Genomic DNA, 26,500 nt, shown 5'->3' on the forward strand with positions numbered 1-26,500 from the left:
AGCGCACAGGGGCGGGTCCGCCGGTCAGAGCGGCGTTCAGCCTCCCATCGAGAAGACCCAGTAGGCGATCCCGTACATCGTGCCCATGATCAGCACCACCGAGCAGACGTTCAGCCAGACGCCGGCACGCACCATCTGCCCGATCCGGATGTAGCCGGAGCCGAACGCGATCGCGTTGGGCGGGGTGGCCACCGGGAGCATGAAGGCGAGGGACGCGGCGAGGGCGGCGGGGACGACGAGGAGCATGATGTCCAGGCCCAGCCCCACAGCGACGCCCGCCAACACCGGCAGGAAGATGTTCGCGGTCGCGGTGTTGCTGGTCAGCTCGGTGAGCAGCAGGACCAGGGCCGCCACGATCAGCACCACCACCCATGCGGGCACGGCGCTGAGCAGGCCCACTCGCTCACCGATCCAACCGCTCAGCCCCGACTCCTCGAACTGCACCGACAGCGAGATGCCGCCGCCGAAGAGCAGCAGGATGCCCCAGGGCAGTTGCAGGGCGGTCTGCCAGTCGAGCGCGGCCACCCCCTGGCGGGCTTTGACCGGGATGAGGAACAGGGCCACGGCCACCGCCATGGCGATGCCCGCGTCGGAGACGTCGGCCAGCCACGGCAGCGCGTCGGAGACCGCGGGGACGTCGGCCAGCAGCGGGACGGCGACCCAGGCCACGGCCGCGCAGACGAAGACGGTGAGCACGGTCCACTCGCCGCGGGACATCGGGCCCATCTCGTGGAGCTGGTCGCGGATGAGCTGCCGGCCGCCGGGCAGCTCGCGGATCCCGGGCGGGTAGACCACGCGCGTCAGCAGCAGCCAGGCCACCACCAGGAAGACCGCCGCGAGGGGCAGTCCCACCAGCATCCACTGGCCGAACCCGACGTCGATGTCGTGGTTCTGGGAGAGGTAGCCCGCCATGAAGGCGTTGGGCGGGGTGCCGATGAGCGTGGACACCGACCCGATCGACGCGGAGTAGGCGATGCCCAGCATCAGTGCGGTGGCGAAGTTGGCGTCGCCCTTGCCGTCCCCCAACTGGTTGACCAGGCCCAGAACCGACAGGCCGATCGGCAGCATCATCACGGTGGTGGCGGTGTTGCTCACCCACATCGTGAGGAAGGCCGTGGCCAGCATGAAGCCGGCGATGAGCATCACGGGGCCGGTGCCGACGGCTGCGACGACCACCAGCGCGATACGGCGGTGCAGGTTCCACCGCTGCATCGCCATGGCCAGCATGAAGCCGCCCATGAACAGGAAGATGACGTCGTCGGCGTAGGGGGCCGCCACATCGGCGATGTCGGCGCCGACGAGCACGGGGAACAGCACCAGGGGCAGCAGCGCCGTCGCGGGCAGCGGGATGGCCTCGGTCATCCACCACACGGCCATCAGCGTGGCGACGGCCGCCGTCACCTTGCCCGCATGTTCCAGCGAGTCGGGCAGGACGAGATAGACGATCAGCGCCAGGACGGCGCCCACCCCCAGGCCGATCCTCCTGCGGGCCAGGCCGCCCTCGCCTTCGGCGCTGTCGCCGGGGGCTGTGGGCGAGCTGCCGCCGACCGATCCTTCCGTGGAGGACGTCGTCGACCCGGGTTCAGTCGGTTGCGCCATTGGATTTCCTCGGATCCGTCACACGGGTGTCGTGCATCACACGTGTTCTACCTGTGCCCCGGCGGGTGAACCGTCCGTGCGGTATCGAACCGGCAACGAAGTGGTGCGGCCCGGCCGGCCGGCCCCGCCGCACAATGGAGGTATGACCGGATCCGGTATCGACGCTCTCAGTGTCCTCGCCGAGCCGCTGCGCCGCAGGCTCTACGACTACGTCGCCCGGCGCGGCGACGAGGTCACCCGTACCGAAGCCGCCGAGGCGGTGGGTGCCCGGCGCAACCTGGCGGCCTTCCACCTGGACAAGCTGGTGGAGGCGGGACTGCTGGAGGTCGACCGGCGGAAGGTCTCCGGTCGTGAGGGGCCCGGATCGGGCCGACCGGCGAAGCTCTACCGCCGCTCCGCCCGCGAGCACGGGGTCCAGCTTCCGCCGCGCGACTACGGCACTGCCGCCGCGCTCCTGTCCGAGGCCGTCGAGCGCGCCGGCGCCGAGGAGGCGCTCTACGCCGCCGCACGGGAGGAGGGCGAGCGCCGCGGGGCCGCCTACGCCGCCGGGTACCAGCAGGTCCCGCAGAGATCGCAGGTCCGGCAGGATGCCCCCGGCGCGCCCGTGTCGGCGGACGGGCTCGCGGGCTGGCTGGAGGCCCACGGGTACGAACCCGTCGCCGAGGACGACGGCGCGGGTTCCGCGGACGGACCGCCGGTCGGTCCCGCCGGTCCGCTGCCGGACGGCGGCCCCGACTCCGCCTCGCCCGCGGCCCGCTCCACCCTCCGATTGCGCAACTGCCCTTTCGACGCGGTGGCCCGCAGCCATCCGCCGGTGGCCTGCGGGATGAACCTGGAACTGCTGCGCGGCCTGCTGCACGGGGCGGGCGCGGACGCCTACCGCGCGGACATGGCCCCGGCGGTGGAGGGGTGCTGTGTCGTCATCTCACCGGTCGGCGATTCCAAAACCAATAATCGTTGACATAGAACGACCGCGGGCTCATGCTGAAGCGCATGAGCCTCCACCACCTGGCCCAGATCAACACCGGCATCCTCAAGGCGCCCCTCGACGATCCCTCCATGGCCGAGTTCGTCGCGCTCCTGGATCCGGTCAACGCCCTGGCCGACTCCAGCCCCGGCTTCGTGTGGCGCTACACCGACGAGGGGAGCAACGACGCCACCGCAGCGCGGCCGTTCGGCGACGACGTCCTGGTGAACCTCTCGGTGTGGCAGGACCGGGAGTCGCTGTGGAACTTCACCTACCGCAGCGACCACCTCGACGCGCTGCGCCGCCGGCGCGAGTGGTTCACCCGCCTGAGCGGCATGCACGCGGCGCTGTGGTGGCTCCCGGCCGGACGCGTCCCCACGTTGCAGGAGGCGCGCAGCCGCCTGGAGATGCTCCGCTCCCGCGGCCCCTCCCCCGAGGCCTTCACGTTCAGCGAGTCCTTCCCGCCGCCCGGAGCGCACGAGAGCACCGCATCCGTCAGCGCACGCGACTGAGCCCGAGCCCCCGCACGGCGGTTCCGACCACCTCCCCCAGCCGCCCGGCAGTACGAATCCACGTGACAGCGGAGTCACTTGGGGTAGCGTTCCGCAGTGACACCGATCGGACATCGGGGGGTTCCACTGTGTCGTTGACCCGGGCCATCTTCAGCGTGGCCGCCGCATCACTGCTGCTTGCGGGCTGTGGAGAGGACTTCGAGGGCGACGACGAGGGCGCCGCCGACCCCTCTCCCTACCAGAACGGCACCGGCGATGCGGGCGCTCCCGGCCTCGCAAGCGTCAACGCCGAGTTCGCGACCTACTCGCCCGACGCCAAGGCCGTCACCTACGACGAGCAGGCGGTTCCGACGGGCGCCACTGTCACCCTGCACGCCACGCGAGACGGGGCGGAGACCGACTTCAACTTCGCGGCGACCGGTCTGCAGCCCGACGAGACCTACGGCGCCCATCTGCACACGAAGCCATGCGGGGAGTCGCCCGACGCCGCCGGTCCGCATTACCAGAACGACGAGGCGCCCGAGGACAGCTCGAACGACCCCGAGTACGCCAACGACGACAACGAGGTCTGGCTGGACTTCACCACCGACGGCGACGGCACCGCCGAATCCGACGCCGACGTCGACTGGCACCCCCGCATCGGCGAAACCTACTCCGTCGTGATCCACTCCGACCACACCGAGACCGCCGAAGGTGAGGCCGGCACGGCGGGCACCCGTCTGGCCTGCGTGAACGTTCCGCTGTAAGCACGGCGACCGGCACGTTCCCACGCAGGGCCCTGCGCGCGGCACCGACGGCGGGCCGCCCTCTCGCCGCCCCGCAGGACGCCGGAGTGCGCTGTCGGCGGCGCCCCGGCGCCGCCGGCAGCGCACTCCTCTGCCCGCTTCAGCCGGTGATCCTCCGATGCGGCATCAGCCGGTCCGCAGCGCTCCAGGCGGTCGTCGCCGCCGGACGAACCTCCGCCGCGACCGGGCGCGTCCGGTCCGGGTTCCGTCCGGATCCGGCGACACACCGCACGTCATCCGCGACTGCCACTCCAAGCTCTAGTTCAATCACGGAGAGTGAGAAACACTCGACTCCCCTGAGAACCCGAGGAACGAGAGCCGCGCCGTGCCGATCCGCCCGACCAATCTGGCCACCATGTCCGCCACCATCGCCGGCGCCTTGTCCGGCATGCGCTCCGACAGCGACGACACGATCCGACCTGTCACCGTGACCTTCGAGTCGGGGCACCGCCAGGTGGTGGACACCGGCGGCTGCAGGTCGCTGGAATCCGACCAGGGCGGCGTCGTGGCCATCGAGGCCGAGGCCGGCTCCAAGTACGCGCTCTTCGTCGGGACCTCCTGCCAGGGCGGCCGCGCGGTCACCTCGGGCCGCGGCTCCGTCGACTTCAGCCAGCCCGTCCTCGCCGGCGCGATCGTGCTGGGCTGAGCCGCGCTCACCGGCTCCGCAGCCCGCCACGCCGCCCATCCGCAGTCCGTCGCGCCCGACCTTTCGAAGAACGAAGAGCCTTCCCGATGCCGCCCTCTGAGCTTTCGCCGAACGCCTGCGGCCGTGCCGCCGCCCGGCCGACGACGCCCGGCCGCACGCCCCGCCACGCCGCCATCGCGCGCTCTTCGGCACCCGGCGCCCGGACCGGCGGTCCTGCGCGTTCCGCCGCGGCTCCGGCGGCGGAGCCGGACGGAACGGTCGGCTCAGCGGTCGATGCGGTCGGCGGCGGCCGCCGTCCGGGGGCGGATCCGCGCAGCGCGCTGCTCGGCGCTGCCGCGGTGGTGCGCATCCGGACGGCGGCCGCGGGGCGGCGCGGCCGGCCGGTCTCGACGCCCGGACTCACGGTGCCGGGCGGAGACTCAGGCGACGCGGCGCGCCCCCACGAGCTGCCGGTTGTAGTAACCGGCCATCTTGGCGGTCTGGATCGTTTTCCCGGAACTCGGCGCGTGGATCATTCTGCCGTTTCCGATGTACATCCCGACGTGACTCGGGCCGGAATAGAAGAATACGAGGTCTCCGGGCCGGAGATTCGACCTGGAGACCGATCTGCCTTGATCGAACTGGGTGTAGGTGGTACGGCTGATACTCTTGCCCGCCTTCTTGTAGGCGTACTGCACAAGGCCCGAGCAGTCGAAGGCTCTAGGGCCTTCGGCGCCGTATCGGTAGGGCTTTCCTACTTGTTTTTTCGCGTGTTGAACGGCTTCCCTGGCGACGCTCGACGCCTGGTGCACCCGCTCCTCGGAGGCCGCGGGAGCAGCGGATCCGATACCGAACGCGGCGAGCACCGCCAGGGAGGATAAGGTCAATGCGGCCCTGACCACGGCGCTGGATCTGTTTTCCGGTTTCGGGCACGCGGCTGCGATCGACATGTTCACTGGTCCCCCCGTATTTCGCTTCCCCCGAAGCGGTGCGCCCCGGGGCACAGTTCCTTAGGGAAACACAGGGGTCCGCCGCCTTCACCCTTATGCTCCCTTTGGCGTGTCGCGACGGATTTCCCCGCCGTATAGGCGGATACGGGCCCTCGGGCGCCTATCGGATCGGCAATTCCTGGGGATACGGGGAGTTTGCCGCAGGGTGGGGGAAACGTACGGATTCTCTCCGGCCCGTGGCGGGGCGACGGCCGAGCATCGCCGCCCCGTCGCGGAAACCGCCGGGGCACCGGCCCGAGCGGAACGTCGGGATCGGCCGCGTAGCGCTCAACACGCGCCGGGCGCAGGTCCCGTTCCCTTGCAGCACCCCCGGGCACCGAGCACCGCACGCCGCCTCCGACCTCGGGCCGGGCAGGCGGCCGGAACCGGACCGGCCCTCACTCCTCCAGGCAGCGCTCGACGATCCCGGTCAGCCGCTGCACCAGCGCGTCGGCGTCGGCCTCCATGAGGGCGTCGGCCCCGCCCATCCGGCGGACGTTGCCCACCCCGATCAGCAGCGCCGCGACCAGCGTCGCGCGGGTACGGGCGTCGGGCCCGCCGATGTAGTCCGCCAGCGGCCCGATGATCGCGCTCTGCAGCCGCTCCTCGAACACCGACTTGAGATCCGGATCTCCCAGGGAGTGCAGCAGCGCGCGCTGCAGCGGCGTCCCCTCGCCCAGGGTGCGGTGGACCACGTGCTCGGCGATGCGCCGCGGCAGGGTCTGGCGCTCACCTTGAACCAGTTGGGGGAACGCGGCGTCCTCGGCGATGACCTCGGCCAGCAGTCCGCGTTTCGCGCCGAAGTAGCGGTTGATCAGGGCGACGTTGACCCCGGCCTCGGCGGCGATGCTCCGTGAGGAGACCTGCGCGTAGCCCTCCTGGGTGAACAGCTCGCGGGCGCTGTCGAGGATGCGCTGGCGCGTGGCCTCGCGGTCGCGCACCCGCCCGTGGCAGGTGTCGGCGGCGTCCGTCGGATTCATCGGGCCCCCATGCTGTGGCCGGCGCGGAGTCGCAGCTCAGCGCGGCTTCTCCCGTTCGGTTCCCCGCACTATAACCGCTCCGCTTGACAAGTCAACACTGTTTACTTATACCTGGAACGGACAATCCACCGGACCGCTCCGCCTCAGCGGCGGCGGTCCGCCGTGCCCGGCCCCCAGCCGCCGCCTGCGCAGGTCGGCGGGGCCGTCGTACCAGCGCAAGACGGGGCGACGAACAGGAGAACCCGAACGTGGAGCGACGCTTAGGCACAGCGGACGAGGAGGCCGCGACATTGCCGGGGGAGCACGCCGACGGCGGAGCCGATGAGGAAGCGCAGGTGAACTACTCGCCGCGCCAGGTCGTCGAGATCCTCGTCGGCCTGATGCTGGCCATGCTGACGTCGATGCTGACCACCTCGATCGTGGGCACGGCCCTGCCCACCATCGTCGGCGAGCTCGGCGGCCAGGACCGCCTGTCGTGGGTGGCCAGCGCCACCCTGCTCACCATGACCGCCTCCACGCCCGTGTGGGGCAAGCTCTCCGACGTCTGGGGCCGCAAGCTGCTGTTCCAGACCGCGCTGGTGATCTTCATCTGCTCGTCGGTCGCCGCCGGGTTCGCCACTGACATGACCTGGCTGATCATCGCGCGGTTGTTCCAGGGGATCGGCACCGGCGGCCTGGCCGCGCTGCCCCAGATCATCCTCGGCGACGTGGTGGCCCCGCGCGAGCGCGGCCGCTACTCCGGCTTCCTCGGCTCCGTCTTCGGCGCCGCCACCGTCGCCGGTCCGCTGCTGGGCGGGTTCCTCGTCGACAGCCCGCTCGGCTGGCGCTGGTGCTTCTTCATCACCGTCCCGCTGGCGGCGGTGGCTTTCGTCGTCATCCAGCGCCTGCTCAAGCTGCCCGCGCGGCCGGACGTCCAGCATCGCATCGACTGGCGCGGCGCCACCTGCGTCGTCGGCGCCGCCAGCGCCGTGATGCTGCTGCTGAGTCTGGGCGGCCAGGAGTTCGCCTGGGCGTCCGCACCGTCCTTCGCGCTGATCGCCGCGGCGCTGGCGCTGACCGTCGCGGCCGTGCTGGTCGAACGCCGCGCCCACGAGCCGATCCTGCCGCCGCACCTGTTCCGCAACCGGACGTTCGTGCTGGGCTCGCTCGCCTCCGCCGCGGTGGGTATGAGCATGTTCGGCGTGATGATCTACCTGCCGCAGTACCTGCAGATCGTGCAAGGGCTCAGCCCCACGGCATCGGGACTGATGACCCTTCCGATGGTCCTGGGCCTGCTGACCGCTTCGATCTCCTCGGGCTTCCTCGTCAGCCGCACGGGAAGATGGAAGGTCTTCCCGGTCTCGGGCACCCTGCTCGTCGCCTCGGGCTTCACCACCCTGACGTTCCTGGACACCGAGTCCAGCCTGGTCCTGGTGGGGTCGGGGGTCTGCCTGATCGGACTGGGCCTGGGGATGTGCATGCAGATCCTCATCCTGGCGACGCAGAACGCCGTAAAGCGGACGGATCTGGCCTCGGCCACCTCCGCCGTCTCGTTCTTCCGCAACCTCGGCGGTGCACTGGGCGTGGCCATGTTCGGGTCGGTGATGACCAACAGGCTGCACGACGAGCTCAGCGGGTTCGCCGGTTCGGGCGATCTGTCCGGATCGGCCACCGGCTCGCCGGACGCGATCCGGGCGCTGCCACCGGTGGCCCAGGACGCGGTGATCACGGCGTTCAGCGATGCGATGCACACCGTGTTCACGCTGGGGATCCCGATCGCCGTCGTGGCGTTCGTGATCGTGCTCCTGTTCAAGCCGGTCCCGCTGCGCTCGGGACGCGGCTGACCCGCACGCACCCCTGGTGCCGCCGCCTGTCACGGGCCGCGCGGGCTCAGGGCGCGTTCCCGAGGCGCGCCGCCCGGCCCGGCGGGTCGGGACCCGCGCCCGCTCAGGGCCGGCGCCCAAGCGCCGGTAGATGCCAGGGCGGCCGGGCGGATCAGAGGTAGCGGCGGAAGCCCTCGGCCGAGCTCTCGAATCCCACGGCCGCGTAAAACGCCTGGGTCCCGGCCCCGTTCTCGCGGGAGAGCAGCTCGACCTTGTAGCAGCCGGCGCGGTCGGCGCGGTCGACGGCCTCCTCCACCAGCGCGCGCCCCACACCGGCGCGGCGGCAGACCGGGTCGACCACCAGGTTGTCGACGATCGCCCAGGATTGCGCGTCATGGGTGAGGTTGGCGATGACCAGCAGGTCCAGTGTCCCGATGATCTGCCCGCGGCGCTCGGCGACCAGGACCGAGCGGTCCGGGTCGTTCTCCATCCGGGTCCAGGCACGCACGGCGGCCGAGGACATGCGGACGGTGCTGCTCTGCTCGGGGATGGAGTCGCCGAGTTCGCGGAGGAGCCGCAGAATCGCACCGAGGTCAGACCGGATGGCCGCGCGGATAAACATGGCTTCCGGCATCGTAGCCGACACCGGGGAAAAGGCCGACGTCACCCTCAGGCCTGGACAAACAGCACGGAGCGGGATGCTCTCGGCACCCCGCTCCACCTGTGACATGAGCGAGTCCAGTCCGGCCCGGCCCTGTGGTCCGCGACGACGGAGTGCGCACGCGACACTTCGCCGGAGCGCGGACCGCGCCGGGGTCACGGCTTGATGATGCGCACTCCCTCAGTGCCCTCGGCGTCGTCGGGCCGCTGGGCCGCCGACGCGTCGGGCCGCTGGTGCATGGCCGTGATTCCCGGGTCGTTGGCCGACGGCGGTGCTTGCTGGGGCTGGCCGCTCGGATTCGGCTGCTGCTGTTGCTGCGCCTGGTGCTGCTGCGGCGCGGCGCCCGCGTTGGTCGGGCCCTGCGGATGCGGAGCCTGCCCGGCCGAATGCGGGGCTGCGCCCTGCCGGTCGGCGGACTGGTCCGGGTTGAGGCGGACGGTGGCTTCCTCGCCGGCATCCTGCTGCGGAGCGGCGGGACCGGTCTTGGAATCGGTACCGCCCTGCCCCGACTGCGCAGGCTCGGCCTGGGCCTGACGCTGCCCCGCCGGGCCCTCGGCCCCGGAGTCGCTCCCCCCGCTCGCGGGCGGCTGCTGCGGCGAGACGGCCTTGGCCGGCTGCTCCGCGGGCTTCTGTCCCGGGCCCTGCTTCTGCTGGGCATGCTGGCCCTGCTGCGGCTGGCGCCCCTGCTGCTGCGCCTGGCCTTGATCGGCCGCCTGCCGGGCCTGCTGACCCTGCTGGGGCTGTTGCCCCTGCTGACCCTGGTGCGGCTGGCGCCCCTGCTGACCCTGATTCGAGGAACCGGCGGCCTCCTGCTCCGCCTCGACCTCGGCCTGGGACAGTCCGCTCTCCAGTGGTCCCGCCTTCTTCTCGGCGTCGAGCAGCTCGGCCAGCGTGCCGTGCATGTCGCTGAGCCGGCGCACCGCCTCGTTGTGCGTCGCCGTGAGCGTGGCCAGGCGGCGGTCGGCGGTGTCGTTGATCTTTTTGGCCCTGGCCTCGGCATCGGCCATGCGCCGCTGGGTCTCCTCCTCGGCCTGCGAACGGAGCTGTTCGGCCTCCTGCTTGGCCCCCGACACCATTTCCTGGGCCTCGGAGCGCGCGCTGGAGACCACGCGCTCGGCGTGCTCCTCGGCGTCCTTCACCCGCTTGGCCGCCTCTTCCTCGGCCTTGCCGCGGATGCTGTCGACCTCGCTGTCGACCTTGCTGCGCTTCTCCTTCGCCTCTTCCTCTGCTATGCGAAGGATGCTGGACATGCGTTCGCTGATCTGTTCGTGCTCGGGCTTGACCGCGGCCTGCTCCTTGGCCTCGGCCAGCTCGCGGCGGAGCTGCTCCAGCTCGTCGTGGGTGCGCGCCAGCCGCTCCTGAAGGTCGCGTGTCTGGTTGTGGGTGCGCACCACGTAGTCGTCGACCTGACGCTTGCTGTAGCCGCGCTTCTCGGTCGGGAAGGCTTCCTCGCGGAGGAAGTTCGGCAAGATCTCTGCGCTGTGCTCGTTCATGTCCTAATCAACCAGGTTGGCTGCCAATGGGATGGTGGCCGGACTCCCTGCCTATCATTCCCATAACACCCGGAATACACGTCAATGACATTCATTCCCCAAGCTTGGCGGTGTGATGGGAAACCGCAACAGAGACCCGAATCGCGTGCGAAGTGTGACGTAGTGAACACGGGGGGAGGCGACTACGTTAATGCCCGCTGCACCTCCCGCTCAATAGCCTGGACGCCCCTGCGCATGCGGCGCGCCGCTTCGGCCCCCGTGCGCACGCCACTACTAAGGTATGCCCGTTCACAGCGGCGCGGGGCCGGAGGCGCCATCTCGGCGCGAATCGGCGCCCGGCCCCGGTCCCGGTCCCGGCCCAGGGAGGTACACGTGTCCGCTCCGCTCGTCGGAGACGCCCCGTTCGGAGAGCCCGACATCCATCCCGACGCCTGGATCGCCCCGGGAGCCGTCGTCGTCGGACGCGTACACGTCGGCGCCCGCAGCAGTGTCTGGTACGGCTCGGTCCTGCGCGCCGACACCGAGGACATCGTCATCGGCCGGATGTGCAACATCCAGGACCAGTGCGGGCTGCACTCCGACCCCGGCGAGCCCGCGGTGCTGGCGGACCGGGTGAGCCTGGGGCACAAGGCGATGGTGCACGGCGCCGAGATCGGCGAAGGTTCGCTGATCGGGATCGGCGCGATCGTGCTGGGCGGCGCCCGCGTCGGCGAAGGCGCCCTGGTGGCGGCCGGTTCGCTGGTGCCGCCGGGCAAGGAGGTCCCCGCCGGGACGCTGTGGGCCGGGCTGCCGGGCAAGGTCGTGCGCGAGTTGACCGACGAGGACCGTGCGGGCTTCGCCGAGACGCCGGAGAAGTACGCCCGCTACGCCGACCGCCACCGCGAGGTCACCTGGCTCAGCGCCCCCAGGCACAGGCGGTAGATGCGGGACGCGGCACCCCGCAGGCCCCCGCCGTACCCCCCGGCACCGGAACTTCGCCCCGTCGGGGCGCACATGACCAGCCGTCTTCAGGTTACAGGGGCAGTGAGGTGCGGCTCGTCAAGGGGGCGAACGGCGATGGGGCCGTCGGAGTGGAGTGGTAGGCGACCGGCGGAGACCGGGCGCTGGTCGCGTTGCAAGCAGTGGCTGAGGCGGGCCCGCAGCGAGGGGTACGAGCGCTCCATCCTGCTGCTCATCGCCAAGAGCACGCTGGCGGCCACGCTCGCCTGGATCGTCTCCTACACCGTGCTCAGTTCACCCGCGCCGGCGTTCGCGCCGTTCTCGGCGATGCTGATGATCCAGGTGACGATCTACCAGTCCATCGCCCAGTCGCTGCGCTACCTCGCCGCGGTCGCAGCGGGGGTCGCCGTGCAAGGGTTCATCGGATTCGTGGCCGGGGCCGGCGTAGCGACGTTCGCGGCGGTCACGCTGATCGCTCTGGTCATCGGACGGTGGCCGCGGCTGGGGTCGCAGGGTTCGCAGGTGGTCACCGCGGCGTTCTTCTCCTTCGCCATCTACGTGTCGGCGGGCGACACGCTCCAGGGCGCCGCCCAACTCGGCCAGATCCTGCTGCTGGTGCTCATCGGCTGCGGCATCGGAGTGCTGGTCAACCTGGTCGTGATGCCGCCGATGCGGTTCCGCAGCGCCGAACACGGTGTTCGCTCGCTCGCCCACGCGATGTGCGACCTGCTGTCGGACATGCACCCGCCGCTGCGCGAAGGCGACCTCGGACAGGAGCGCACCGGCCAGTGGCGCTACCGCGCGAGCCGGATGGGCACCACTGTCGCCGAGGCGCAGAGCGCGGTGCGCACCGCCAAGGAGAGCGTCTACTACAACCCGCTGCGCCTGCTGCTCCGGCGCCGCTCGCCGTCGTTCTCCGGCTATGCGGGCGTGGTCGACGCCCTCGACCGGGTCTCCTACCAGCTCGCATCCGTGACGCGCACCCTCGACCAGTCGGTGTGCCATACCAGCGAGGGACCGCAGCGGACCGAGTTCTTCGGGCTCTACGCGGACTTCCTCGCCTCGCTGGCGGAGATCACCGCAGAGCTGAGCGAGGTGGACGAGGACCGGCTCGTCGAGCAGGCCGAGCGCCTGAGTTCGCTGACACAGCGGTCCGGCGACTGCGAGAACCGCCTGTCCGAGCGTGCCGAGGACATCAAGCTCATCATCACCGACCGGACCAGCCCCTACGGCATCCTGCTCGTCGAGGTCTCACGCCTGCAGGAGGAGTTCGAGTACACCGCCGAACTCCTCCAGGACTCGGTGAACCGGGAGCTGTCCTCGGACTGAGCGGCGGGCCGGGGCCGCAACCACCCGCCCCGCAGAGCCCTGCGCTTCAGCCGTCCCGCTCCCCCTCAAGCGGACAGGGGGCGTCGCGGTCCCATTCGTTGGGCGTACAGGCGACGACCGAGACGAAGACGCGCTCGTCGCCGCCGAGCTGGTACTGCCAGGTGACGTCGCGGCCCGCGGAGATGTCGCGCAGGGCCGGGGCGTAGCGGTCGTCGGCGGGCGCCCAGAACGCTGTCGCGGCGTCGATCTCGCCGCGTACGCCTTCGTACCGGGAGACCATCCACTTGGCGGCGGACTCGGCGTCGTCCCAGGTGCCCGAGATCCGGTCGGCGGGCTTGCGCAGCCACCAGCACGCCTTGACGGGCGGCACATCGGCGTCGGCGAACCGGGGGCCGTCGATATGGGCGTCGCGCGCCTTGCGCGAACGGTCTTGATCGGATCCGCGCCAGAAGTACCCGTGATAATGCACGCCCTGATGTTCGCACGCGGCGACCTGCGAGACCACTGGAACACCCGGTGAGGCGGCAGTCCGGAGAGCGGCGGACACGGCGGCGGGACCGGTTTCCTTCGGCGCGCGTGCCGGTCCGGTCGGTGCGCTCCACCGGTGGGTGCCTACCACCGGATGACTAGCCGAACGTGGTTCTGAGAATGGCTCGTCTGGGTCATGCGGCGGCGCACCGCGCAGACGTAATCTGCATCCAGCGGGATGTCTCCGGCGGGATCCCACGTTGGTCGGCGTTCCGACCCGGGGATACGTATCGTCGGACCTGCCGTGTTCCCTGGTCCCGGGCGGTTCGCGCCCCCGCGGTGCTGTCGATGGAGGTGGGCGCGAATGGATCCGGACGTGCGCCTCCACGACCATGTGGCGATGGCCGAGATCGAACTCTACGCCGAACTGCTGATCGCGGTCGCCGGGTCCGACCGGCGGCTGACCTACGAGGAGATCGACGTCGTGCTGGGTGTGCGCGCGCCGGTCCCCGAGCAGAGGCGGCGCCGCATGCGCCGACGCCCCGCCCAGGCGCATCACGCGGGCTGAGCGAGGCGTTCCGACCCGCGTCTGCGGTGGTCCGACCGGCGCAGCAGGGCCGCGCCCCGGGTGGCGGCCTTCCCGGAGCGCGGTCCTGCCGTTCCGGTGCGTTCCCCCTCCTCAGGCGCGGCCCCGCGCGGGCCCCGAGAGGGCGGTGACCGTCCGGCCCGGGTCCGCGGACCCGGGCCGGACGTTCGAGGTCAGGCCTTCTCCTTGTGCTCCTCTTCGCTCGCAGCGGCGTCGGGCTTGACCGAGCGCAGCAGCAGCTGGGAGACGTCGACGACCTCCAGCGACTCCTTGGCCTCGCCGGCGGACTTCTTCTCGTTGATGGCGTCGCCCAGCATCACCTGGCAGAACGGGCAGGCGGTCGAAACCGTGTCGGGGTCGGTCGTCAGCGCCTCGTCGACCCGCTCGGTGTTGATCCGCTTGCCGATGCGCTCCTCCATCCACATGCGCGCGCCGCCCGCGCCGCAGCAGAAGCCGCGCTCCTTGTGCCTGTGCATCTCCTTGGTGGTGATGCCGGGCACCTGCTCCATGATCTCCCGCGGCGGCGTGTAGACCTTGTTGTGCCGGCCCAGGAAGCAGGGGTCGTGGTAGGTGATGTTCTCCTCGATGGGCTGGACCGGGGTGAGCCGGCCCTCGTCGACCAGCTGGGCCAGCAGCTGGCTGTGGTGGACGACGTCGTACTCGCCGCCCAACTGCGGGTACTCGTTGCCCAGCGTGTTGAAGCAGTGCGGGCAGCTGGCCACGATCTTGGTGACGCCCGCCTCGTTGAGCGTCTCGACGTTCTGCTGGGCCAGCATCTGGAAGACGTACTCCATGCCCAGGCGCCGGGCGGGGTCGCCGGTGCAGGCCTCCATACCGCCCAGGACCGCGAACTTCACGCCGGCCATGTGCAGCAGCTCGGCGATGGCCTTGGTGGTCTTCTTGGCGCGGTCCTCCAGCGCACCGGCGCAGCCCACCCAGAACAGGTACTCGGTGCCCTCGGGGAGCCGGTCCTCGACGACGGGGACCTCGAAGTCGAGCTCGGCCATCCAGTCCATGCGCCGGTCCTCGGCCATGCCCCACGGGTTGCCCTTGTTCTCCAGGTTCTTGAGCAGGGTGTTGGCCTCGGAGGGGAAGCTGGACTCGATCATCACCTGGTAGCGGCGCATGTCCATGATGTGGTCGATGTGCTCGATGTCGACCGGGCACTGCTCGACGCACGCGCCGCAGTTGGTGCAGGACCACAGCACGTCGGGGTGGATGATGCCCCCTTCCTCCTCGGTGCCCACGAGGGGCTGGCCGAGCAGGGAGAGGACGTCGTCGTGGATGTCGGGCGTCTCCTCTGTGACGCCCTGCATCAGGTAGGGCGCCTTGGCATAGGCGTGGTCACGCAGGTCCATGACCAGCTTCTTGGGCGAGAGCGGCTTGCCCGTGTTCCAGGCCGGGCACTGCGACTGGCAGCGGCCGCACTCGGTGCAGGTGGAGAAGTCGAGCAGGCCCTTCCAGGTGAAGTCCTCGACCTTGCCGACACCGAAGGGGTCCTCGTCGGGGTCGGCCTCCTCGAAGTCCAGCGGCTTCGTGCCGGACTTGTCCATCATCGGCTTGAGGCCGCCCAGCGCGGGACCGCCCTCGGGGTCGCGCTTGAAGTAGATGTTGAACGGCGCGGTGAAGCGGTGCCATCCGATGCCCATGGTCAGCACCGCGGCCAGGACCATGAAGAACATCCAGGAGATGATCAGCTTGAACGCGGCGACCAGAGCCAGAGCCGGCTCGCTCGCGGGCAGCACGGCGCCCAGCGCATGCGAGATCGGCGTGGCCCATACGGGGAAGGGGAAATCGGCCATCGCGACCTTGAAGCCGCGGATCACGAAGATGGCGACCAGCAGCGCGACGATGTAGGCCTCGACGTAGTAGGCCGTCCAGTGCACGGAGTTGGCGAAGCGGGAGTCGCGCCCGCGGCGGCGCGGCCCGGCGATCTGGCGGTAGAGGGCCAGCCCCACGATGGCGATCAGCCCCAGTGCCGCGATCAGCTCGATGGCCAGTCCGTAGACCGTCCAGTCGTGGATCAGCGGCAGGTGGAAGTGCGGGTCCCACACTTCGCCGTGGGCCTCGGCCACGGTGAACACCAGCAGCGGGAAGGACACCATCACGAACCAGTGGGCGACGCCCACCCACGGCCGCTTGAGCATCCTGGTGTGCCCGAGCACCTCGAGCAGCGTGGTCGTCAGTCGCCGGCCGAAGGGCCCCGTGCGCTCGCTTTCCACCGGTCGGCCCAGACGCATGGTCCGCACCATCCGGCTGATGCCGAACGCGAACATCGCGACCCCGACCACGGCGAAGAGGGTCGTGATGATCCCCAGAACGATGTAGAGCATCGCCCGCGGCCTCCCATCCTGCTGTCGTGCCCCGATGCGCCACACATCGGAGGTCCCCCGCATGTTACTAGCCGGTAATGGCGACTGGGTCCGTCGCCCCTGGCATGGACGCTTAGGCCGCGGCCTCCCAACGGTAGGCGACAACGGGCCGCCGCGAATCGGCGGGTTCACCTGCACCGCGACGGCGGCGCGCGGCGCGCTCCCGCCTCCATCATCGCCCGCGCGCCCGCGAGTTCGGACCGGGCTCGCCGCGCCGGTGTGAGCAGCCCCACCTTCCCGGCTTCCCGTCCTGCGTCCCAGCGCGCGACCCCCGAGTCCCGCCCGTTCCGGCCCTGAGGGCCCCCTGAACTCTCCCCGAGACCGCCCGGACATCCCGGGATCGGCAGGCCGCGGCGGGAACAAACGCCGTGGTCCCGGCCGTTGTAGAGGCGACAACAGGCGTTGAGTCGGCGTGACTCAAGTGATTTGACAGTAGACGAGCCGCGAAGCAAACTTACGTCTGTAAGACTCAACTCTGACGGAGGAACGAACTCATGGCACGTGCGGTCGGTATCGACCTGGGGACGACGAACTCGGTCGTCTCGGTCCTGGAAGGCGGCGAGCCCACGGTCATCGCCAACGCCGAAGGCGCCCGGACCACTCCGTCCGTCGTTGCCTTCGCCAAGAACGGCGAGGTGCTCGTCGGCGAGGTCGCCAAGCGCCAGGCGGTCACCAACGTCGACCGGACCATCCGCTCGGTGAAACGTCACATCGGCACCGACTGGAAGACCGAGATCGACGAGAAGTCGTTCAACTCTCAGCAGATCAGCGCCTTCGTACTGCAGAAGCTCAAGCGCGACGCTGAGGCCTACCTGGGCGAAGAGGTCACCGACGCCGTAATCACGGTGCCGGCCTACTTCAGCGACGCCCAGCGCCAGTCCACCAAGGAAGCGGGCACGATCGCGGGCCTCAACGTCCTGCGCATCATCAACGAGCCCACCTCCGCGGCGCTGGCCTACCACCTGGAGAAGGAGGACGAGGCCACCATCCTCGTCTACGACCTGGGCGGCGGCACGTTCGACGTCTCCCTGCTCGAGGTCGGCGACGGCGTGGTCGAGGTCAAGGCCACCAACGGCGACAACCGCCTGGGCGGCGACGACTGGGACCAGGCGGTCGTCGACTGGCTGGCCGAGCGGTTCAAGAACAGCAACGGCATCGACCTGTCCAAGGACAAGATGGCGCTGCAGCGTCTGCGCGAGGCCGCTGAGAAGGCCAAGGTCGAGCTGTCCAGCTCCAGCGAGACGGCCATCAACCTGCCCTACATCACCGCCTCGTCCGAGGGCCCGCTGCACCTCGACGAGAAGCTGAGCCGGGCGGAGTTCCAGCGCCTGACCTCCGACCTGCTGGACCGCACCAAGCAGCCCTTCCACCAGGTCATCAAGGACGCCGGCATCAGCGTCGACAAGATCGACCACGTGGTGCTGGTCGGCGGCTCCACCCGCATGCCCGCGGTCGTCGAACTGGTCAAGGAGCTGACCGGCGGCAAGGAGCCCAACAAGGGCGTCAACCCCGACGAGGTCGTGGCCATCGGCGCCGCGCTGCAGGCCGGCGTGCTCAAGGGCGAGGTCAAGGACGTCCTGCTGCTGGACGTGACCCCGCTGTCGCTGGGCATCGAGACCAAGGGCGGCGTGTTCACCAAGCTCATCGAGAAGAACACGACCATCCCGACCAAGCGCTCGGAGATCTTCACCACGGCCGACGACAACCAGCCCTCGGTGCAGATCCAGGTCTACCAGGGCGAGCGCGAGATCGCTCAGTACAACAAGAAGCTGGGCGTCTTCGACCTGTCCGGCATCCCGCCGGCGCCGCGCGGCGTGCCCCAGATCGAGGTCACCTTCGACATCGACGCCAACGGCATCGTGAACGTGACCGCGAAGGACATGGGCACCGGCAAGGAGCAGTCGGTCACCATCTCGGGCGGCTCGGCCATGAGCCAGGACGAGATCGACAAGATGGTCCGCGAGGCCGAGGAGTACGCCGAAGAGGACCGCAAGCGGCGCGAGGAGGCCGAGGTCCGCAACAACGCGGAGTCCCTCGTCCACCAGACCGAGAAGGTCATCAAGGACAACGAGGAGCAGATCCCGGCCGAGGTCAAGACCGAGACCGAGGACGCCGTCGGCGAGCTGAAGAAGGCGCTGGAGGGCACCGACATCGAGGTGATCCGCCAGGCGAGCGAGAAGGTCGCACTGGCCAGCCAGAAGATCGGCTCCTCGATCTACGGTCAGGGCCAGGCGGACGGCTCCGAGGACGCGCCGGCCGGCGCCCAGGACGACAGCGACAGCAGCGACGACGTCGTGGACGCCGAGATCGTCGACGAGGAGAAGAAGGACGGCAACGCCTGATCGGCCGAGAGGCAAGGCAAGGGAGGCGCAGCCAATGGCGCTGCCGGAGAACGACAACGGCGAGGAGCAGCAGGGACCGGTGATCCGCGACAGGCGGCGTATCGATCCTGAGACCGGCGAGCTCCGCACGCCTGAGGAGGACGAGGGCACCGCCCCCGACTCCCCCGAAACCCCGGTCGATGCCGGAGACGCCGGCGAGGAGCCCGTGGTCATCGACGAGACCGCCGAGGGCGGCGAGCTCCTCAAGGCCCGCGAGCAGGTCGCGGAGTTGACCAGCGACCTCAAGCGGACCCAGGCGGAATACGCCAACTACCGCAAGCGCGTCGAGCGCGACAGGGCGGCCCTGCGCGAGCAGGTCACCGCCCAGGTGGTGGGCGACCTCCTGCCGATCCTCGACGACATCGGTCGGGCTCGCGAGCACGACGAGCTCAACGGCGGATTCAAGTCCGTCGGCGAGTCCCTGGAGGCGCTGGTCACCAAGCTCGGGCTGAGGAAGTACGGCGATCAGGGCGACGAGTTCGACCCGAACGTCCACGAGGCCCTGACCATGGTGCCCTCACCCGACGCCACGGTTCCCACGGTGATCGAGGTCTTCCAGCCCGGCTACACCATCGGCGAGCGGGTTCTGCGCCCGGCACGCGTGGTGGTCGCCGGACCTGGGGACGATGCCGCTGAGGCGCCGGCATCGGCCGAGTCCGGCGAGTCGGGCGCCTCCGGCGGGGAGCCCGGTTCCGAGTCCTCCGGCGGGACCGGCGAGGACAACTAGCAGTACCCGGGCCCCGGGCGCCTCCGCGGCGCCCGGGGCACGCGGCCACCGGGCCGTCCACCGCGGCGGAGTGCGGAGGACCGGCTCCCGGGGACATCGGACCTAGAGCGCGAAGCGGGAGAAGGCAACGTCGATGAGCACGAAGGACTACCTCGAGAAGGACTATTACAAGGTCCTCGGAGTCTCAAAGACCGCCTCGCAGGACGAGATCAAGCAGTCCTATCGCAAGCTCGCGCGCGAGAACCACCCCGACGCCAACACCGGCGACCCCAAGGCCGAGGAGCGCTTCAAGGAGATCTCCGAGGCTTACAACGTGCTCAGCGATGAGAAGCGGCGCAAGGAGTACGACGACGCCCGTTCGCTCTTCGGCGGCTCCTACCGGCCCGGCGGCGGAAACACCGGCGCCGGCGGCTTCGACCTGGGCGACCTGTTCGGCCAGGGCCAAGGCGCCCCGACCGGTGGCGGCGGCGGGGGCGAGCGGCTGAGCGACCTGTTCGGCGGACTTTTCGGCGGGCGCGGCCGAACCACGACGCAGCCCCGGCGCGGGACGGACATCGAGACCGAGACACGGCTGACCTTCAGCGAGGCCGCCACCGGGGTCACCCGTTCGTTCCAACTCAGCAGCGACGCCGCATGCCCCACCTGCAGGGGCACCGGCGCGAAGGCGGGTACCGCGCCGCGGGTGTGCCCGAACTGCTCGGGCACCGGCCACGAGAACCGGAACCTGGGCGGGTTCTCGCTCTCGGAGCCCTGCAGCGAGTGCAAGGGGCGCGGCCTGGTGGTCGACGACCCCTGCCCCACCTGCAGCGGCAGCGGACGCGGCAAGAGCACCCGTACGATCCAGGCCCGGATCCCCGCAGGCGTCTCCGACGGCCAGCGGATCCGGCTCAAGGGAAAAGGCGCGCCGGGCGAGCACGGTGGACCGGCCGGAGACCTCTATGTGGTGGTACATGTGCAGGCGCACCCCGTGTTCGGCAAGTCCGGTGACAACCTGACGATCACCGTTCCTGTGACCTTCCCCGAGGCCGCACTCGGCGCCGACGTGCGGGTGCCGACGCTCAACGGCCTTCCCGTCACCGTCAAGATCCCGCCGGGCACTCCCAACGGCCGCACCTTCCGGGTCCGCGGCAAGGGCGCGACCAGGCGCGACGGCACGGCGGGCGACATGCTGGTGACCGTCGACGTGGCGGTGCCGGATCGCCTCAACGACGAGGCGCGCGAGGCACTGGAGAAGTTCCGTGCCGCGACCGCGGACCAAGACCCGCGCAGTGGTCTGGAGACGCGCGCGAAGGGGATGTGAATGTCATGACCGATCGGGGACTGGGCGACGATATCCCGGTCTATGTGATCTCGGTGGCCGCTGAGCTGTCCGGACTGCATCCGCAGACCCTGCGCCAGTACGACCGGCTCGGCCTGGTTTCGCCGGGCCGGGCGACCGGGCGGGGCAGGCGCTATTCGATGCGCGACATACGGACTCTGCGGGAGGTGCAGCGGCTCTCCCAGGAGGAGGGCATCAACCTCGCCGGGATCAAGCGCATCCTCGAGCTGGAGGACGAAGTGGAGAAGCTGCGCGAGCACGTGTTCCATCTGCGAAACGAGCTCGACGCGGCCCGGTCGGCGGTGGCGCGGCGCTCCGGCGGCGAGACCGGCGGAGGCGAGCTGCTGCCGGTGCGGCGCGCCCGCGTGACGATCTTCAACACGTCGCCTCCGCCCGAGCAGGACCAGTAGCCGACCGCACACCGTCGCACCGGCCGCCGCAGCGGCCGGTGCGGAGGGCCTGTGTTCGAAGCACCGATCCCGCGGCGGCCCCGCCGGCGGGCGTCACTCTTCCAGGCCGCGAAACACGATCCACAACCGCATAGCGATCGCTCGAAGGGGGCGGCGACGCATGAACTTCAAACTCACCACCAAGAGCCGGGAAGCCGTTTCGACGGCGACGCAGCGTGCCACGACCGACGGAAACCCGCAGGTCGAGCCGGTACACCTGCTCGCCGCGCTACTCGGCCAGGGCGAGGGGATCATCCGCCCGCTGCTCAAAGAGGTCGGCGCGTCGCCCGACGACCTCGCCGCCAAGACCGAGCAGGCGGTAGCCGCTCTGCCCAAGGTCTCGGGCAGCTCGGCGGGCGCGCCGGAGAGCACGCGCCAGCTCATCGTCACGGTGAACACCGCGGCCCAGCGCGCCCAGCAGCTTGAGGACGAGTTCGTCTCGACCGAGCACCTGCTGGTGGGCCTGGCCGCCGACGGCGGCGAGGCGAGCCGGTTGCTCAAGGACGCCGGCGCCACGCCCGAGGCACTGCTGGAGGCGTTCGACCGGGTCCGGGGCCCGGGGCGGGTCACCACCGAAAACCCCGAGGACACCTACCAGGCGCTGGAGAAGTACGGCGTCGACCTCACCGGACGTGCGCGCTCGGGCGCGCTCGACCCGGTGATCGGGCGCGACTCCGAGATCCGCCGGGTAGTGCAGGTGCTTTCCCGGCGCACCAAGAACAACCCGGTGCTCATCGGCGAGCCGGGTGTGGGCAAGACCGCGGTGGTCGAAGGCCTGGCCCAGCGCATCGTGGCGGGCGACGTCCCCGAGTCGCTGCGCGACAAGCGGCTGATCGCGCTGGACCTGTCGGCGATGGTGGCCGGCGCCAAGTACCGCGGCGAGTTCGAGGAGCGCCTCAAGGCCGTGCTCAACGAGATCAAGGAGAGCGACGGCCGGATCATCACCTTCATCGACGAGCTGCACACCATGGTCGGCGCCGGAGCCGCCGAGGGCGCCATGGACGCGGGCAACATGCTCAAGCCGATGCTGGCGCGCGGCGAGCTGCGCATGGTCGGGGCGACCACGCTGGACGAGTACCGCGAGCGTATCGAGAAGGACGCGGCGCTGGAGCGCCGCTTCCAGCAGGTGCAGGTGGGCGAGCCGTCGGCGGCCGACGCCATCGCGATCCTGCGCGGGCTCAAGGGCCGCTACGAAGCGCACCACAAGGTGCAGATCGCGGACTCGGCGCTGGTGGCGGCCGCCACGCTGTCCGACCGCTACATCACCGCCCGGTTCCTGCCGGACAAGGCCATCGACCTGATCGACGAGGCCGCCTCGCGGCTGCGCATGGAGATCGACTCCCGCCCGGTGGAGATCGACGAGCTGCAGCGCACCGTCGACCGGCTGAAGATGGAGGAGATGGCGCTGGGCAAGGAGTCCGACGCCGCCTCCCTGCAGCGGCTGGAGCGGCTGCGCGCCGACCTCGCCGACCGGCAGGAGGAGCTCAACGCGCTGGTGGCGCGCTGGGAACAGGAGAAGGCCGGGCTGAACCGGGTCGGCGAGCTCAAGGAGCGCTTGGACGACCTGCGCACCCAGGCCGAGCGCGCCCAGCGCGACGGCGACTTCACCGAGGCGTCGCGGCTGATGTACGGCGAGATCCCGCAGTTGGAGAAGCAGCTGGAGGAGGCCTCCCACGCGGAGGAGGAGAAGGACACCGGCGCGGAGCCGACCATGGTCAAGGACGAGGTGGGTGCCGACGACGTCGCCGACGTGGTGTCGTCGTGGACCGGCATCCCCGTCGGCCGGCTGATGGAGGGTGAGACGGCCAAGCTGCTGCGCATGGAGGACGAGCTGGGCAGGCGCCTCGTCGGCCAGCACCAGGCGGTGGCCGCGGTCTCCGACGCGGTGCGCCGCGCGCGCACCGGGATCTCCGACCCGGACCGCCCCACCGGCTCGTTCCTGTTCCTCGGCCCCACCGGCGTCGGCAAGACCGAGCTGGCCAAGGCGCTGGCGGAGTTCCTGTTCGACGACGAGCGCGCGATCGTGCGCATCGACATGAGCGAGTACTCCGAGAAGCACTCGGTCGCACGGTTGGTGGGCGCGCCTCCCGGCTACGTCGGCTACGAGGAGGGCGGCCAGCTCACCGAGGCGGTGCGCCGGAGGCCCTACACGGTGGTGCTGCTGGACGAGGTCGAGAAGGCCCACATCGAGGTGTTCGACACCCTGCTGCAGGTCCTCGACGACGGCAGGCTCACCGACGGCCAGGGGCGCAGCGTCGACTTCCGCAACACGCTGCTGGTCATGACCTCCAACCTCGGTTCGCAGTTCCTCGTCGACCCCGCGCTGGTCGGCGAGGAGCGGCGGGAGAAGGTCATGTCGGCCGTACGCAGCACCTTCAAGCCGGAGTTCCTGAATCGGCTGGACGACCTCATCGTGTTCGAGGCGCTGTCCACCGAGGAGCTGACCCGCATCGTCGATCTACAGGTGGACCGGCTGGCCGCGCGGCTGAGCGAGCGGCGGCTGGAGCTGGAGGTCACCCCGGCCGCCCGCGAGTGGCTGGCGCTGACCGGCTACGACCCGGTCTACGGTGCACGACCGCTGCGGCGGCTGGTGCAGTCGGCCATCGGCGACCCGCTGGCCAAGGCGATGCTTTCGGCCGAGCTGTCGGAGGGCGACACGGTGGTCGTCGACCTCGACGAGGGCCGGGACGCGCTCAGCGTGCGCCCGGCCGCCGCGGAGCCCGCGACCGCCTGACGGCCGGGCTCCGCGCAGCGGGCACACCGGGCTCAGCGGCCCCGGCGGCGTGCGCCGCCGGGGCCGTCGTCGCTTCGGGGGCTTCCTCGGTTCCGAGCGTAGGTCGCCGCGCCGGTCGGCGCGGCGCCCCGGTGTCAGATCACGTCGGAGTCGTCCTGGATCGGTTTCCGGGTGCGGTCGCGGCGGAGCATCATCAGGGCGAGGGTCAGCACGACCACCGCCACTCCGGCGACCATCAGGATCATGCCGATGGCGTCCAGGTCGAGCCCGGCGATATCGGTGGTGATGCCGTACGAGAGCACCGCCCCGATGACCACCAGGAAGATGCCGAGTCCTATTCCCATTTGGCTTCCTCCGCACCGCTCACGTTGGGCTCACGTCAATTACCTCTACCCGTTCGAGCGCTCGGCATCCCACAATCCCCGCTCCTCACCGGATCCGGTCAGGGTGTGCCCGGACACACGACGGCCCGGTGCGCAAGGGTCGTGCGCACCGGGCCGCGGATGCCGGGGCGGGATCGCCGCGCCGGAGCGAGGGGGCCTCCGGTCTATCGGAGGGGCCGGGCTCTTAGAACGCCGACTCGGGGACCTCCATCAGGTCCGCGTCGACGTTCTCGGCGATCTCGCGCTCGGTTGCCAGGCGCGGGAGGATCTGCTCGGCGAAGAAGGCGGCGGCCGCGATCTTGCCGGTGTAGAAGTCGCGGTCGGAACCCTCGGCGCCATCGAGCGCGTTCAGGGCCACCTCGGCCTGGCGCAGCAGCAGCCAGCCCAGCACCAGGTCGCCGGCGCTCATCAGCAACCGGGTGGTGTTCAGCCCGACCTTGTAGATCTCCTCGGTCTGCTCGGCCGAGCGCATCAGGTCGCCGACCATGTGCTCGACCATCTTCTCGACGTTGCCGGCGGCATCGGCCAGGGCCGCGCGCTCCTGCTTGAGGCGCCCGTTGCCGGCCTCGCCCTCGGCGAACGCCTTGATCTCGCCGACGAGGCGGCCGAAGGCCTCGCCGTTGTTCTTGACGATCTTGCGGAAGAAGAAGTCCTGCGCCTGGATCGCCGTGGTGCCCTCGTAGAGGGTGTCGATCTTGGCGTCGCGGATGTACTGCTCGATCGGGTACTCCTGCAGGTACCCGGAGCCGCCCAGGGTCTGCAGCGACTCCGACAGCAGCGCGTAGGAGCGCTCGGAGCCCACACCCTTGACGATGGGCAGCAGCAGGTCGTTGAGCGCGTCGGTGTCGCTGTAGTCGGCACCCTCGTGCTGGGCGATCTGCACCGCGTCCTGCTGGGTGGCCGTGTAGAGAACCAGGGCCCGCAGCGCCTCGGCGTAGGCCTTCTGGGTCATCAGGCTGCGGCGCACGTCGGGGTGCTGGGTGATCGGCACGCGCGGCGCGGTCTTGTCGGCCTGCTTGGCGAGGTCGGCGCCCTGCTTGCGCTCCTTGGCGTACTCCAGCGCGTTGAGGTAGCCGGTGGAGAGCGTGGCGATGGCCTTGGTCCCGACCATCATCCGGGCGTGCTCGATGACCAGGAACATCTGCCGGATGCCGTCGTGCTTGTCGCCGACGAGGTAGCCGATGGCCGGGTGCTTGGCACCGAAGGTCAACTCGCAGGTGGTGGAGGCCTTAAGGCCCATCTTGTGCTCGACGTTGGTGACGTAGGCGCCGTTGCGCTCGCCCAGGGAGCCGTCCTCGTTGACGAGGTACTTGGGTACCAGGAACAGCGAGAGGCCCTTCGTGCCCGGCTTGGCGCCCTCGGGGCGCGCCAGGACCAGGTGGAAGATGTTCTCGGTCATGTCCTGCTCGGCGGAGGTGATGAAGCGCTTCACCCCGTCGATGTGCCAGGTGCCGTCTCCCTGGTCGACGGCCTTCGTGCGGCCGGCGCCGACGTCGGAGCCCGCGTCGGGCTCGGTGAGCACCATGGTGGCGCCCCAGCCGCGCTCGATCGCCTGCTCGGCGAAGCGCTTCTGGTCGTCGTTGCCCTCTTGGTAGAGGATCTTGGCGAAGCCGGGGCCGGCGGAGTACATGTGCACGGCCGGGTTGGCGCCCAGGATCAACTCGGAGGCGGCCCAGGCCAGCGAGCGGGGGGCGTTGAGGCCGCCGAGCTCCTGAGGAAGGTCGAGGTTGTACCAGCCGGCGTCCATATAAGCCTTGTAGGACTTCTTGAGGCTCTCGGGCACCGTGACGCTGTTGGTCGAGGGGTCGAACACCGGCGGATTGCGGTCGGAGTCCTCGAAGGACTCGGCGACGACGCCGGTCGCCAACCGGTTGACCTCCTCGAGGATGGTGCGGGCCGTGTCCTCGTCCAGCTCCTCGAACGGGCCGCTACCCAGCACGTCCTGGCGCTTGAAGACCTCGAAGAGGTTGAACTCGAGGTCACGGAGATTGCTCTGGTAATGCGACATGGGCGCGCTCCGCTTGTCCGGGCCGCTGTGTGTGCACACGCGATCTACTGACTAGTAACAAGACTAGGTTACTACCCGGTAGCAGTGGTCGCCAGCGCCCGCCGCCTACCGTTCGGAGAGAGTCCTCTCACCCAGCGGATCACCCCAGGCCGACCGCGCTTCCGATGGGGAGCCCGCCGGAAACCGTCCGCGGCCGCCATCACGGCAGGCCGCGGCGAGGAGGATTTCAGCGCGAAGCGCACCGGTGCCGCCTGCGCAGCCTCTTCGGTGGCTTGGCAGGAGCACCGCAGCCGGAACGACGGCTCGATGCGGGACTCCTCGGCCGGGGCGGCCGATGCGATGCGGGCCTGATCGACGGCCGGCACCGCCTGCTGTACGCGCAGCGGCCTGGCC

The 26,500-nt window shown here is 70.2% G+C and carries 22 protein-coding genes; 13 read left to right on the top strand and 9 right to left on the bottom strand.

Going from position 1 to position 26,500, the window contains the following annotated elements; genetic code table 11:
- Nucleotides 1-36 precede the first annotated feature (36 nt).
- Nucleotides 37-1,599, bottom strand: coding sequence for an SLC13 family permease (locus LP52_RS20585; RefSeq protein ID WP_040276001.1), 1,563 nt, complete (start codon nt 1,597-1,599; stop codon nt 37-39).
- A 142-nt stretch (nt 1,600-1,741) separates the two neighbouring features.
- On the opposite strand from LP52_RS20585, the gene LP52_RS20590 reads away from it, so the two are divergent.
- The 4 genes from LP52_RS20590 (at nt 1,742) to LP52_RS20605 (ending at nt 4,509) form a co-directional block, all read left to right on the top strand.
- Nucleotides 1,742-2,560 carry a helix-turn-helix transcriptional regulator gene (locus tag LP52_RS20590; RefSeq protein WP_040276002.1) on the top strand — a complete coding sequence of 273 codons (819 nt, stop codon included), beginning with the start codon at nt 1,742-1,744 and terminating at the stop codon, nt 2,558-2,560.
- Between the two features lie 32 nt (nt 2,561-2,592).
- A complete protein-coding gene (locus tag LP52_RS20595) occupies nt 2,593-3,078 on the top strand; it encodes a DUF3291 domain-containing protein (RefSeq protein WP_052810089.1) in 486 nt (161 codons plus the stop codon).
- Between the two features lie 128 nt (nt 3,079-3,206).
- On the top strand, nt 3,207-3,824 hold the full coding sequence (locus tag LP52_RS20600; RefSeq protein WP_040276004.1) for a superoxide dismutase family protein: 618 nt from the start codon (nt 3,207-3,209) through the stop codon (nt 3,822-3,824).
- Between the two features lie 364 nt (nt 3,825-4,188).
- A complete protein-coding gene (locus LP52_RS20605) occupies nt 4,189-4,509 on the top strand; it encodes a hypothetical protein (RefSeq protein ID WP_040276005.1) in 321 nt (106 codons plus the stop codon).
- Nucleotides 4,510-4,928: 419 nt separating this feature from the next.
- Here the strand turns inward: LP52_RS20605 and LP52_RS20610 are convergent, their stop codons facing one another.
- Nucleotides 4,929-5,438, bottom strand: coding sequence for a C40 family peptidase (locus LP52_RS20610; protein ID WP_084723369.1), 510 nt, complete (start codon nt 5,436-5,438; stop codon nt 4,929-4,931).
- Nucleotides 5,439-5,875: 437 nt separating this feature from the next.
- Complete coding sequence (locus LP52_RS20615; RefSeq protein ID WP_040276006.1) at nt 5,876-6,457, bottom strand: TetR/AcrR family transcriptional regulator; 582 nt, start codon at nt 6,455-6,457, stop codon at nt 5,876-5,878.
- Between the two features lie 290 nt (nt 6,458-6,747).
- On the opposite strand from LP52_RS20615, the gene LP52_RS20620 reads away from it, so the two are divergent.
- A complete protein-coding gene (locus tag LP52_RS20620) occupies nt 6,748-8,280 on the top strand; it encodes an MDR family MFS transporter (protein WP_052810078.1) in 1,533 nt (510 codons plus the stop codon).
- Between the two features lie 151 nt (nt 8,281-8,431).
- Here the strand turns inward: LP52_RS20620 and LP52_RS20625 are convergent, their stop codons facing one another.
- Together LP52_RS20625 and LP52_RS20630 are read right to left on the bottom strand one after the other, a co-directional pair.
- Nucleotides 8,432-8,881: a GNAT family N-acetyltransferase gene (locus LP52_RS20625; RefSeq protein ID WP_040276008.1), complete on the bottom strand. Its 450-nt coding sequence runs from the start codon at nt 8,879-8,881 to the stop codon at nt 8,432-8,434.
- 194 nt (nt 8,882-9,075) lie between these two features.
- Nucleotides 9,076-10,413: a DivIVA domain-containing protein gene (locus tag LP52_RS20630; protein WP_052810079.1), complete on the bottom strand. Its 1,338-nt coding sequence runs from the start codon at nt 10,411-10,413 to the stop codon at nt 9,076-9,078.
- A gap of 372 nt (nt 10,414-10,785) precedes the next feature.
- On the opposite strand from LP52_RS20630, the gene LP52_RS20635 reads away from it, so the two are divergent.
- On the top strand, nt 10,786-11,334 hold the full coding sequence (locus tag LP52_RS20635) for a gamma carbonic anhydrase family protein (RefSeq protein ID WP_040276009.1): 549 nt from the start codon (nt 10,786-10,788) through the stop codon (nt 11,332-11,334).
- 135 nt (nt 11,335-11,469) lie between these two features.
- Nucleotides 11,470-12,681, top strand: a complete 1,212-nt coding sequence (locus tag LP52_RS20640; protein WP_040276010.1) for an FUSC family protein — start codon at nt 11,470-11,472, stop codon at nt 12,679-12,681.
- A gap of 46 nt (nt 12,682-12,727) precedes the next feature.
- Here the strand turns inward: LP52_RS20640 and LP52_RS25905 are convergent, their stop codons facing one another.
- Nucleotides 12,728-13,150 carry a hypothetical protein gene (locus tag LP52_RS25905; protein ID WP_157036413.1) on the bottom strand — a complete coding sequence of 141 codons (423 nt, stop codon included), beginning with the start codon at nt 13,148-13,150 and terminating at the stop codon, nt 12,728-12,730.
- Between the two features lie 363 nt (nt 13,151-13,513).
- On the opposite strand from LP52_RS25905, the gene LP52_RS20650 reads away from it, so the two are divergent.
- Nucleotides 13,514-13,717: a hypothetical protein gene (locus LP52_RS20650; RefSeq protein WP_040276011.1), complete on the top strand. Its 204-nt coding sequence runs from the start codon at nt 13,514-13,516 to the stop codon at nt 13,715-13,717.
- Nucleotides 13,718-13,908: 191 nt separating this feature from the next.
- Here LP52_RS20650 and LP52_RS20655 read toward each other — a convergent pair whose 3' ends face one another.
- A complete protein-coding gene (locus LP52_RS20655; protein ID WP_040276012.1) occupies nt 13,909-16,068 on the bottom strand; it encodes a (Fe-S)-binding protein in 2,160 nt (719 codons plus the stop codon).
- A gap of 533 nt (nt 16,069-16,601) precedes the next feature.
- On the opposite strand from LP52_RS20655, the gene dnaK reads away from it, so the two are divergent.
- The 5 genes from dnaK (at nt 16,602) to clpB (ending at nt 23,716) form a co-directional block, all read left to right on the top strand.
- A complete protein-coding gene (gene dnaK / locus LP52_RS20660; RefSeq protein ID WP_040276013.1) occupies nt 16,602-18,449 on the top strand; it encodes a molecular chaperone DnaK in 1,848 nt (615 codons plus the stop codon).
- A 34-nt stretch (nt 18,450-18,483) separates the two neighbouring features.
- The gene (gene grpE, locus LP52_RS20665) at nt 18,484-19,215 is read left to right on the top strand and encodes a nucleotide exchange factor GrpE (RefSeq protein ID WP_040276014.1); all 732 of its coding nucleotides are present in this window, start codon (nt 18,484-18,486) and stop codon (nt 19,213-19,215) included.
- A 133-nt stretch (nt 19,216-19,348) separates the two neighbouring features.
- Entirely contained in the window at nt 19,349-20,515 is a 1,167-nt protein-coding gene (gene dnaJ, locus LP52_RS20670) for a molecular chaperone DnaJ (RefSeq protein WP_040276015.1), read from the top strand.
- A gap of 5 nt (nt 20,516-20,520) precedes the next feature.
- The gene (locus tag LP52_RS20675; protein ID WP_040276016.1) at nt 20,521-20,943 is read left to right on the top strand and encodes a heat shock protein transcriptional repressor HspR; all 423 of its coding nucleotides are present in this window, start codon (nt 20,521-20,523) and stop codon (nt 20,941-20,943) included.
- Nucleotides 20,944-21,103: 160 nt separating this feature from the next.
- Nucleotides 21,104-23,716: an ATP-dependent chaperone ClpB gene (clpB, locus tag LP52_RS20680; RefSeq protein ID WP_040276017.1), complete on the top strand. Its 2,613-nt coding sequence runs from the start codon at nt 21,104-21,106 to the stop codon at nt 23,714-23,716.
- Between the two features lie 134 nt (nt 23,717-23,850).
- Here the strand turns inward: clpB and LP52_RS20685 are convergent, their stop codons facing one another.
- Both LP52_RS20685 and LP52_RS20690 read right to left on the bottom strand, forming a co-directional pair.
- A complete protein-coding gene (locus tag LP52_RS20685) occupies nt 23,851-24,060 on the bottom strand; it encodes a DUF6458 family protein (protein WP_040276018.1) in 210 nt (69 codons plus the stop codon).
- Between the two features lie 223 nt (nt 24,061-24,283).
- Nucleotides 24,284-26,107 (bottom strand): acyl-CoA dehydrogenase, encoded by a 1,824-nt coding sequence (locus tag LP52_RS20690; RefSeq protein ID WP_040276019.1) that lies wholly within the window; start codon nt 26,105-26,107, stop codon nt 24,284-24,286.
- Nucleotides 26,108-26,500 lie beyond the last annotated feature (393 nt).

This window comes from Streptomonospora alba (genome assembly GCF_000826685.1).
Lineage (GTDB): Bacteria > Actinomycetota > Actinomycetes > Streptosporangiales > Streptosporangiaceae > Streptomonospora > Streptomonospora alba.